Below are 10,439 nucleotides of genomic sequence, written 5' to 3' on the forward strand. Positions count from 1 at the left end.
CTTTTTTTATAGATGTATTATGCCGCTTCTGTTGATTTAGCAAGTACTTCTGCAACTGCTTTAGCAACAGTGTAAACATTGTTCATGTTTAAACCTGCTACACAAATACGACCACTACGTACTAAGTAGATTGCATATTCTTCACGCAAGATATCCACTTGCTCAGCAGTTAGACCTGTGTAGCTGAACATACCTTTTTGGTTTACAAGGTAGCTAAAGTCACGGTCTGGTAATGCTTTAGTAAGTTCATCTTTCAAGATGCTACGCATTTTAATAATACGCTCACGCATCTCTTTCACTTCACCTTGCCATTGTTGGTTAAGTTCAGCGTCATTTAACACTTCATCAACTAACCAAGCACCTGTTGTAGGAGGGCTAGAGTAAATACGACGTACAGTCGCTTTTAACTGACCAAATGTGCACTGAGCAGCTTCTGCATCGTCACAAACGAAAGTTAAGCCGCCAACGCGCTCGCCATATAAAGAGAAGATTTTAGAGAACGAGTTGCTCACAATGAAGTTTAGACCCGCTTGATCTAAAGCACGGATTGCATACGCATCTTCTTCCATACCGTCACCAAAACCTTGGTAAGCGATGTCTAGGAATGGAATAAGGTTACGGTCTTTTAATACTGCAATTACTTGATCCCATTGCGCTGGGTTTAAGTCAGCACCAGTTGGGTTATGGCAGCATGGGTGCAATAACACAATGCTTTGCTCAGGCAAAGTTTTAAGTGTAGACAACATACCGTCAAAATCTACACCACGAGTTTCGTTGTCGAAATATGGGTAGAAATGAGTTTTGATGCCAGCGCCATTGAAAATCGCAACGTGGTTGTCCCAAGTTGGTTGGCTTACCCAAACGTCTGAATTTGGGAAATAAGTTTTTAAGAAGTCAGCACCAACTTTCAATGCACCTGAACCACCAAGTGTTTGGATGGTTACAGCACGGCCAGCTTTAACTGCTGGGCTGTTTGCACCAAATAAAAGTGCTTGAATTGCTTCACGGTAAGGTTTGAAGCCTTCCATTGGCAAATAAAGTTTGGTTTTACCGTTCTTAGGCTCAATACGCTTTTGCGCTTCAATAATGGTCTCTAACTGAGGAACAATACTGTCTTCGTTATAATAAAGACCAATACTCAAGTTCACTTTTCCAGAACGAGTATCAGCATTGAACTGTTCCATTAAAGAGAGAATTGGATCGCCTGCGTATGGGGGGATATGTTGAAACATCAAAAAAAGTCCTTTCATTCAACAATATGCATAGTGCTCGGTTTTTTCTGTCTCGAAAAATACGCCACAACTATGTCGATGCTCAATAATGTATCAATAAAGCTACCGTGAAGCACCTGATAATTTCACTAATATCGATATTTTCTGGCTGAAAATGATAAAAAGATTTAAAAGAAATTACGGTAAATAGATACTAATTTATAACTCATGCTTTCATTCAAGCAGATTGTCTACAATCTTGCTGTAATACATTGGTTGTAGACTAAAGTTTGAAACAAAAGTTTAATGACTAAAACGTAACTAAGAAAGAGTCATAAAACTATAGACAAATTGGCACTAAATTATTGTTTTATAAATATTAACTGGCAAGTGGTTTAATGCTTTAAATATAAGGTGATATAAGCGGTCAGGCTATAAAAATTGACCTGATGCGTTCTGTAAAGTGTCAACAATCACCTTGATTTTTTTCATTCATACCGCTATAAAACTCATAATTGATTAAAAATTGTCGACAATATGCAAGATTTGACCTACGCACCAGAGCCACTACAAAGTCAGGGAAGAACACTGACCGAGCATGTATTTAAACAAATACAGACGGCGATTGTTTTGGGTCAAATTCCGGCAGGTAGCAAGATTTCTGAGCCTGAGCTGGCACGCACTTATGGCATTAGCCGTGGGCCTTTGCGTGAAGCAATTCATCGCCTTGAAGGGCAACGTTTGGTTGAGCGTACTGCACACGTGGGCGCGCGCGTAGTTTCTCTTTCACTGCAACAGTTTAAAGAGCTTTACCAGATTCGTGCGTCATTAGAAGGTTTGGCCTGCAAACTTGCTGCACAGCATATTGATAAAAAACAAATTTTGGCGCTGCGTGATGTATTGCGTATGCATGCCGAAGATGAAAACTTTAAAGCAGGTAAAGGATATTACTTGCAAGAAGGGCAGGACGATTTTCACTACTGCATTATCAAAAGTAGTGGCAATAAAACCCTAGAAAAAATGCTATGTGATGAGCTTTATCACCTCATCCGCATGTACCGAATTCAATTTTCAAACACACCCGATCGACCGAGCAAAGCTTGGGACGAACATATCCGTATTTTAGATGCAATTGCAGAAGGCGACGGTGAACTTGCCGAGCTCCTCATGCATCGACATATCAATGCTTCTTACAAAATTATTGAGCAAACACTGCTACAAGCACAAGGAGAACATAACAATGGCTAAACAATCCGCAGGTCAGCTATTTCGCGATGCAGTAGCCCAAGAAAAGCCATTACAAGTGGTTGGAACCATTAACGCCAATCATGCACTTTTGGCAAAACGTGCAGGTTATAAAGCGATTTACTTATCAGGTGGTGGTGTAGCCGCTGGTTCTTTAGGCTTACCTGATTTGGGAATCAGTAACCTTGATGATGTGTTGACTGATGTACGCCGTATTACCGATGTATGTGATCTTCCATTATTAGTCGATGCTGACACAGGTTTTGGTGCTTCTGCATTTAACATTGCCCGTACGACAAAAGCACTCATCAAGTTTGGTGCTGCGGCAATGCACATTGAAGACCAAGTGGGCGCAAAACGTTGTGGTCACCGTCCGAACAAAGCCATTGTGACTCAAGAAGAAATGGTTGACCGTATTAAAGCTGCGGTCGATGCGCGTGGTGATGACAGCTTCGTGATTATGGCTCGTACCGACGCATTGGCAGTAGATGGCTTACAAGCTGCAATTGACCGTGCGGGTGCCTACATCGAAGCGGGCGCAGACATGTTGTTCCCTGAAGCAATTACTGAGCTTGATATGTACAAGCAATTTGCTCAAAAGACAGGCGCACCAATTTTGGCAAACATTACCGAATTTGGTTCTACACCACTGTTTACCACTGAAGAGTTAGCATCTGCCGATGTAAGCCTTGCGCTTTATCCGCTTTCTGCTTTCCGTGCCATGAACAAAGCAGCCGAAACTGTGTATGAAACCTTGCGTAAAGAAGGTACACAAAAGAACGTGATTGATATTATGCAAACGCGTAAAGAGCTATATGAACGCATTAATTACTATGCGTTTGAAGACTACTTAGACAACGCATTTGCTAAAAAGAAGTAATAAATTAAAAAGTTGATTAATTGGAATCTGATACTCGGAGGCGTCATCTGCAACTGTTTGAGGCAGGACTACATTTTTTAAAATTGGTTCTGCGATAGATAGGATATTCGATGGTTGTGGACGAGTTTTGCAGATGACAATGGTTTTGCCTACTTTTGCCAAAACAAAAGTAGGTCGAACCGAAGGTTAATCCTGAAATAAGAAGTGAAAATGGTACGACTCCGTCGTGCTTAATAAATAAATTCAGATAGATAGGAAAGGAAAATCTTATGAGCTCAAATGAAACAACAACAGGCTTCAAACCAAAAAAATCAGTTGCACTTAGCGGACAAGTTGCAGGCAACACAGCACTGTGTACTGTAGGACGTAGCGGTAACGACTTACACTATCGTGGCTATGACATTCTTGACCTTGCAGCGGGTAGCCAGTTTGAAGAAGTTGCTCACTTGCTCGTACATGGCAAATTACCAAACAAAGCTGAACTCAAAGCATATAAAGCAAAATTAAAAGCACTTCGTGGCTTACCAGCAGCACTTAAAACAGCACTTGAACAACTTCCTCCGTCTGCACACCCAATGGATGTGATGCGTACAGGTGTTTCAGTGCTAGGTTGTTTAACACCAGAACACGAAGACCACAACGAAGCGGGCGCAAAAGACATTGCTGACAAATTAATGGCAAGCCTAGGCTCAATGCTGCTTTATTGGTACCACTTCAGCAACAACGGTCGTCGTATTGAAGTTGAAACAGATGACGACTCAATTGCAGCGCATTTCTTACACTTACTTCATGGCGAAAAACCATCTGAAGAATGGATTCAAGCAATGCATACATCTCTTATTTTGTATGCTGAGCATGAGTTCAACGCATCTACATTTACCTCACGTGTGGTTGCAGGTACAGGTTCTGACATGTACTCGGCAATTACTGGCGGTATTGGCGCACTTCGTGGACCTAAACATGGTGGTGCGAACGAAGTTGCATTCGTGATTCAACAACGTTACGACAATGCAGACGAAGCTGAAGCTGATATCCGTAAGCGTGTTGAAAACAAAGAAGTCGTAATCGGATTTGGTCACCCTGTCTATACAGTTTCTGACCCACGTAACGAAGTGATCAAGAAAGTGGCACATGACTTAGCAGAAGCGCAAGAGAACACCAAAATGTACCTCATCGCTGAGCGTTTAGAAGCAGTGATGAAAGAAGTGAAAAACATGTTCCCGAACCTCGACTGGTTCAGTGCGGTGAGTTATCACTTAATGGGTGTTCCAACTGCAATGTTTACACCATTATTCGTAATTGCACGTACAGCAGGTTGGTCAGCACACGTAATTGAACAACGTCAAGACGGCAAAATCATTCGTCCAAGCGCGAACTATACAGGCCCTGAAAACCTCGAATTTAAACCATTGGCGGAGCGTGGTTAATGAACACAAAATACCGTAAACCGCTGGCAGGTACCCAGCTTGAATACTACGACGTGCGTCAAGCCGTTGAAGATATTCAGCCAGGCGCATACGAAAAACTGCCTTACACCTCTAAAGTACTCGCAGAGCAATTGGTACGCCGTGCCGATGCCGAGAACTTAACTGCTTATTTAACGCAGTTGATTGAACGCCGTCAGGACTTGGACTTTCCTTGGTATCCTGCACGCGTGGTGTGTCATGACATCTTGGGACAAACTGCATTGGTTGACCTTGCAGGTTTGCGTGACGCGATTGCAGACAAAGGCGGTGACCCATCTAAAGTCAACCCAGTTGTGCCGACTCAGCTGATTGTCGACCACTCTTTAGCGGTGGAATATGGCGGTGCTGACCCAGACGCTTTTGCAAAAAACCGTGCTGTTGAAGACCGTCGTAACGAAGACCGTTTCCACTTTATTGAGTGGACCAAAACTGCATTTAAAAATGTCGATGTGATCCCTGCGGGGAACGGCATTATGCACCAGATTAACCTAGAGAAAATGTCTCCAGTAATTCAGGCGCGTGATGGTGTAGCATTCCCAGATACATGTGTCGGTACAGACTCACATACGCCACATACAGACGCTTTGGGCGTAATTTCTGTGGGTGTAGGTGGCTTAGAAGCTGAAAACGTAATGTTGGGCCGTGCATCTTGGATGCGTCTGCCAGACATTATTGGTGTTGAGTTTGTAGGTCAGCGTCAAGCAGGTATTACAGCAACAGATATCGTACTTGCTTTAACTGAGTTCTTGCGTAAAGAGCGTGTAGTGGGTGCATACCTTGAGTTCTTTGGTGAAGGCGCTGACAGTATGTCTGTGGGTGACCGTGCAACCATTTCGAACATGACTCCAGAATATGGCGCTACGGCTGCAATGTTCTACATCGACCAAAACACAATCGACTACTTACGCCTCACAGGCCGTGAAGATGCTCAAGTGGCATTGGTTGAACAGTACGCAAAAGAATTCGGCCTTTGGGCTTCTGACATGACCAAAGCAGAGTACCCACGTGTACTACGTTTTGACCTGTCGACAGTCACACGTAACATTGCTGGCCCATCAAACCCACATGCACGTGTTTCAACCGCGGACCTAAAAGAAAAAGGCATTGCAGGTGTTGTTGAAAACCGTTCTGATGGCTTAATGCCAGATGGCGCAATCATTATTGCTGCAATTACTTCATGTACCAACACTTCTAACCCACGTAACACCGTGGCGGCAGGTTTGTTGGCACGTAAGGCAAATGAGCTAGGTTTAGTTCGTAAACCTTGGGTGAAATCATCATTTGCACCGGGTTCAAAAGCGGCTGCACTTTACCTCGAAGAAGCTGGCGTACTTAAAGACCTAGAGAAACTTGGTTTTGGTATCGTGGCGTATGCATGTACGACGTGTAACGGTATGTCGGGCGCGTTAGATCCAGTCATTCAACAAGAAATTATTGACCGCGACTTGTACGCAACAGCAGTACTGTCTGGTAACCGTAACTTCGATGGCCGTATCCATCCTTATGCAAAACAAGCGTTCTTGGCATCTCCACCGCTTGTCGTAGCGTATGCAATTGCGGGTACGATTCGTTTTGACATTGAAAAAGATGCGTTAGGTCATGATAAAGACGGTAACCCGATTTACCTCAAAGACATTTGGCCATCTGACGCTGAAATTGATGCGTTAGTAAAAGAAGCAGTGAAGCCTGAACAGTTCCGTAAAGTCTACATTCCAATGTTTGACTTAGGCGAAGTTGAACAAGCGAAGAGCCCACTTTACGACTGGCGTCCACAAAGTACTTACATCCGCCGTCCACCATATTGGGAAGGGGCGTTGGCTGCACCACGTACTTTGGCGAACATGCGTCCACTTGCGATTTTGGGTGACAACATCACTACCGACCACTTGTCGCCTTCAAATGCGATTTTAATGGACTCGGCTGCGGGTGAATATCTTCACAAAATGGGCGTACCAGAAGAAGACTTTAACTCATATGCAACCCACCGTGGTGACCATTTGACTGCACAACGTGCAACATTTGCCAACCCGAAACTCTATAACGAAATGGTGGTTCGTTCAGACGGCACGATTAAGCAAGGTTCAAAAGCGCGTGTAGAGCCAGAAGGTGAAGTGATGCGCATGTGGGAAGCGATTGAAACCTACATGAACCGTAAACAGCCGTTAATTATTATTGCGGGTGCTGACTACGGTCAGGGTTCAAGCCGTGACTGGGCTGCGAAAGGTGTTCGCCTTGCTGGTGTTGAAGCGATTGTGGCAGAAGGTTTTGAGCGTATTCACCGTACTAACTTGGTAGGTATGGGCGTGTTACCGCTTGAGTTTAAACCGGGTGTAAACCGCAAGACGTTAAAACTAGATGGTACAGAGCTTTATAGCGTGATTGGTAATATTGCGCCGCGTTCGACTTTAACTTTGGTTATTGAACGTGCCACAGCGGATGGTAAGGAAGAGATTCTTGAAGTGCCTGTGACTTGCCGTTTAGATACAGAAGAAGAAGTTTCTGTATATGAAGCGGGCGGTGTATTACAGCGTTTTGCACAAGACTTTTTAGAAGGCCAAGTGGCTTAATATTTAGTCTATAACTGATTGAAAATTATTCAAAAGAGCCCTATCTTGATGATGGGGTTTTTTTATAGCTTATATTTGAGTGTATATGCGAGATTTAGGACAATTAGGTGAAAGCACCTTTGCAATGTGGTGTGCTCAAGTTGGATTAATTGCTAATGGTTCAGCAATTGATAAAACAGGATGGGACTACTATGTAGAATTCCCAATATCTTCAAATATAACTACTCATGAATTACATAAATCAGCTTTTGAATGTAAAGTTCAAGTTAAAGCAACAGATAAAAAGGATAGAAAACTCGCTATTACAGTATCAAATCTTAGACGGATGGCAACTGTGCAAATGCCAGCATTTTACGTTTTTCTAGAATTTGATGGGAAGAATGAAGCACAAAATGCATTTGTTTTACATATAGATAATGAGTTGGTTTATAAAATTCTTAAAAGAGTTCATCAAATAGAACAAAGTGAAAAAAATAAGGATTTAAATAAAAAGACAATTACTCTTACTTATAGTGAACAGCACAGGCTTGAAAAATTAGATGGGGAAAATCTAAAACAAAATTTGTTGAAATATATCGGTGAAAACTATTCTGATTACATAGCTAGTAAAAATAAATATTTACAAGAGTGTGGTTTTGAAGATGGGTATGGAACAGTTCAATTTTCTCTTGAAGGTGAAGAGGGTATTCAGAGAATCATTGATGTTTCTTTAGGATTAGAAGAGGATTTAGATGTCCAAAACTTAGTTAATATTGAAAAGCGATTTGGTATCCCATCTAAAAAGTCGAATTTTGAAATATCTAAAGCAAAACTAAGTTTGGGTGTGCAACCACCAAAAAAAGGAAAAATTAGATTTAAAGAAGATAGTCTCTCTACTGGCTTAGTTTTTGATATAGATTTTTATAACTCACCTTTTAGTTTTAATGAATTTAGGAAATTTTCAAAATTTCGAGTTGTTGGTGATTTCTTTGATATGACTTTTGAGCCATATAAAAAACAATCTAATTATAAGTTTAACTTAGGTGACGATAGGAGATTTGAGTTAAAGAAACTAAAAGATGCTATTGGCTTAATTGAATTGATGAGCAGAGATAATCAAGAATTCATTATTGAACTAATTATAGAAAATTTTGAAACTGTAGTTTCTTCATCTAAAAGTAAATTTATAAAAAGAGAGCTAAGTATATTTGACGATCTATTGAATAAGGCATTAGAAATATGTTTTCAAAGCAAAATTTATGATGAAATATTTATTTCTATTCAGGAGTTATATAATTATAGAGAAGAAATTGAACAGTTCCATACTATAATTACTAAAACAAATAAGTGTGATTTTAGAGTCGAGTGTGAGGTAGACAGTAATCACATATTCGAATTTGAGAAAACAACTTCGACTTCGGCTATATTTTGCAGATTAGGTAGTCATGCCATAGGAGCAATTCTAACAATTATTGGTAAACCTGAGAAAATATCAAAAAATAAATTTAGGATTGATAAAGGTGAACTAATGATAGAAAGAACTCTTATATTTACTCGAAGTAATGAAAATATTAATGAAGAAATTAGTAGAGTAATACAAAATACGATAAGTAAATATGCAGATGAATACGACGTTTTCTATAACTGGGATACAGATGTTGTATAAAATAAAAATATAAAAAAAGCCCGACATCCTGTTGGGCTTTTCCGTATTTGGTTGCTAGATATGACTCCTGTCGTATCTCACGATCCTGATGCATGAACCTATTATTGTTGTTTTATGTTCCGGAACATCCTGTTCCTGTATGAGTTCATATTAGGAAAAAAGCAGAGGGTAGCCAATCCGCTAAATCCCTAAATCTGTGTAAGATAAATCGTACAAATAACATTTTTTGCATTTATGCCATCATCATCGGGCGAAATGGACAATTGACATTCACTTTAAGTGGGTTATATTCCTGTTTAATATATATACGATTATAGGAATGTAATCATGGTAACAGCTGGCGAAAAACCCGGAACAGGCTTCTATTTCTGTGCTCAGTGCGGACATAGAGTGTTTTTAGAAATTAATACCGATCCTTTACCACCTTGCACGAAATGCTACTGCACACAATTTAAACGTTAAGAATGAAATAATATTTGCGTTCGCATTTAACAAAAAGCCCTGTCACCTGATGGGGCTTTTTGTTAATTTAAAAATAAGACTTACATAACAAGACCCGTGATGGGCATGAAAAGGAAACCGTTATGGAAACAATATTGGGTTTATGTATTGGCGTGGGGCTGAGCGCTGCCTGCGGTTTTCGCGTGTTTGTGCCGCTACTGGTCATGAGCATTGCCACCATGATGGGATGGTTTGAGCCATCGAAAGGGTTTGAGTGGTTAGCTTTGCCATCGGTATGTTTGGCTTTGGGCGTGGCAACGGTGTGTGAAGTTGCAGCTTACTATATTCCGTGGGTCGATAATGCCTTAGACACAGTCGCAACTCCTGCGGCGATGATCGCGGGTACGTTAGCAACAATGGCGGTTAGCAGTGGAGAAATGTCTCAGTTTGCCAGTTGGGCGGCTGCCATTATTGTGGGCGGTGGTACGGCTGGCGTAGTGCAAATGAGTACCGTTGCTGCACGCGGTGTTTCAACTGCAACTACGGGTGGTTTAGGGAATTTTGTCGTTGCAACAGGTGAGTGGATTGGAGCAATCTTACTTTCAGTTTCAGCAATGTTAGTGCCTGCGCTTGTTGCGGTAGTGGTGCTGATTGCAGTAATTTTAGCGGTACGTTGGATCCGCCATAAAAAGCAAGAACAGGCGCATAGTCCTCTATAGGTTTAGCCTAAACATATTTTTAAACAGCAATAAAAAAAGCCCAACATCCTGTTGGGCTTTTTCGTATTTGGGTACTAGATATGACTCCTGTCGTATCTCACGCTCCTGGTGCTTGAACCTATTATTGTTGTTTTATGTTCCGGAACATCCTCTTCCTCTATGAGTTCATATTAGGAAAAAAGCAGGGTGTCGCCAATCCGCAAAATCCCTAAAACTTTGTAGGATAAAACGTACATTGAAACATGGTGTGAGGCGTTTTGTAGTT

General features: G+C 41.3%; 8 protein-coding genes and 1 pseudogene. 7 read left to right on the top strand and 2 right to left on the bottom strand.

The features are described from left to right. Positions 1-17 precede the first annotated feature (17 nt). Both HJG58_RS11695 and HJG58_RS11700 read right to left on the bottom strand, forming a co-directional pair. Complete coding sequence (locus HJG58_RS11695; protein ID WP_013199242.1) at positions 18-1,232, bottom strand: amino acid aminotransferase; 1,215 nt, start codon at positions 1,230-1,232, stop codon at positions 18-20. A 336-nt stretch (positions 1,233-1,568) separates the two neighbouring features. Then, a pseudogene (locus HJG58_RS11700) lies at positions 1,569-1,703 on the bottom strand (hypothetical protein). 45 nt (positions 1,704-1,748) lie between these two features. Here HJG58_RS11700 and HJG58_RS11705 point away from each other — a divergent pair. The 7 genes from HJG58_RS11705 to HJG58_RS11735 all read left to right on the top strand — a co-directional run bounded on the left by HJG58_RS11705 (position 1,749) and on the right by HJG58_RS11735 (position 10,174). After that, on the top strand, positions 1,749-2,459 hold the full coding sequence (locus tag HJG58_RS11705; protein ID WP_002050495.1) for a GntR family transcriptional regulator: 711 nt from the start codon (positions 1,749-1,751) through the stop codon (positions 2,457-2,459). Beyond that, positions 2,452-3,336, top strand: a complete 885-nt coding sequence (gene prpB / locus HJG58_RS11710; RefSeq protein WP_005071840.1) for a methylisocitrate lyase — start codon at positions 2,452-2,454, stop codon at positions 3,334-3,336. Before HJG58_RS11705 ends, prpB begins: the two co-directional genes overlap by 8 nt. A 269-nt stretch (positions 3,337-3,605) precedes the next feature. Then, complete coding sequence (prpC, locus tag HJG58_RS11715) at positions 3,606-4,763, top strand: bifunctional 2-methylcitrate synthase/citrate synthase (protein WP_004795430.1); 1,158 nt, start codon at positions 3,606-3,608, stop codon at positions 4,761-4,763. Beyond that, positions 4,763-7,369: a Fe/S-dependent 2-methylisocitrate dehydratase AcnD gene (acnD, locus tag HJG58_RS11720; RefSeq protein ID WP_170249005.1), complete on the top strand. Its 2,607-nt coding sequence runs from the start codon at positions 4,763-4,765 to the stop codon at positions 7,367-7,369. Before prpC ends, acnD begins: the two co-directional genes overlap by 1 nt. An 85-nt stretch (positions 7,370-7,454) precedes the next feature. Further along, complete coding sequence (locus tag HJG58_RS11725) at positions 7,455-9,014, top strand: DUF4365 domain-containing protein (protein WP_170249006.1); 1,560 nt, start codon at positions 7,455-7,457, stop codon at positions 9,012-9,014. Between the two features lie 327 nt (positions 9,015-9,341). Beyond that, the gene (locus HJG58_RS18880; protein ID WP_001983336.1) at positions 9,342-9,476 is read left to right on the top strand and encodes a zinc ribbon-containing protein; all 135 of its coding nucleotides are present in this window, start codon (positions 9,342-9,344) and stop codon (positions 9,474-9,476) included. A 122-nt stretch (positions 9,477-9,598) separates the two neighbouring features. Then, entirely contained in the window at positions 9,599-10,174 is a 576-nt protein-coding gene (locus HJG58_RS11735) for a DUF4126 domain-containing protein (protein WP_086354728.1), read from the top strand. Positions 10,175-10,439 lie beyond the last annotated feature (265 nt).

The organism is Acinetobacter geminorum (assembly GCF_013009345.1).
GTDB classification, from domain to species: Bacteria; Pseudomonadota; Gammaproteobacteria; order Pseudomonadales; family Moraxellaceae; genus Acinetobacter; species Acinetobacter geminorum.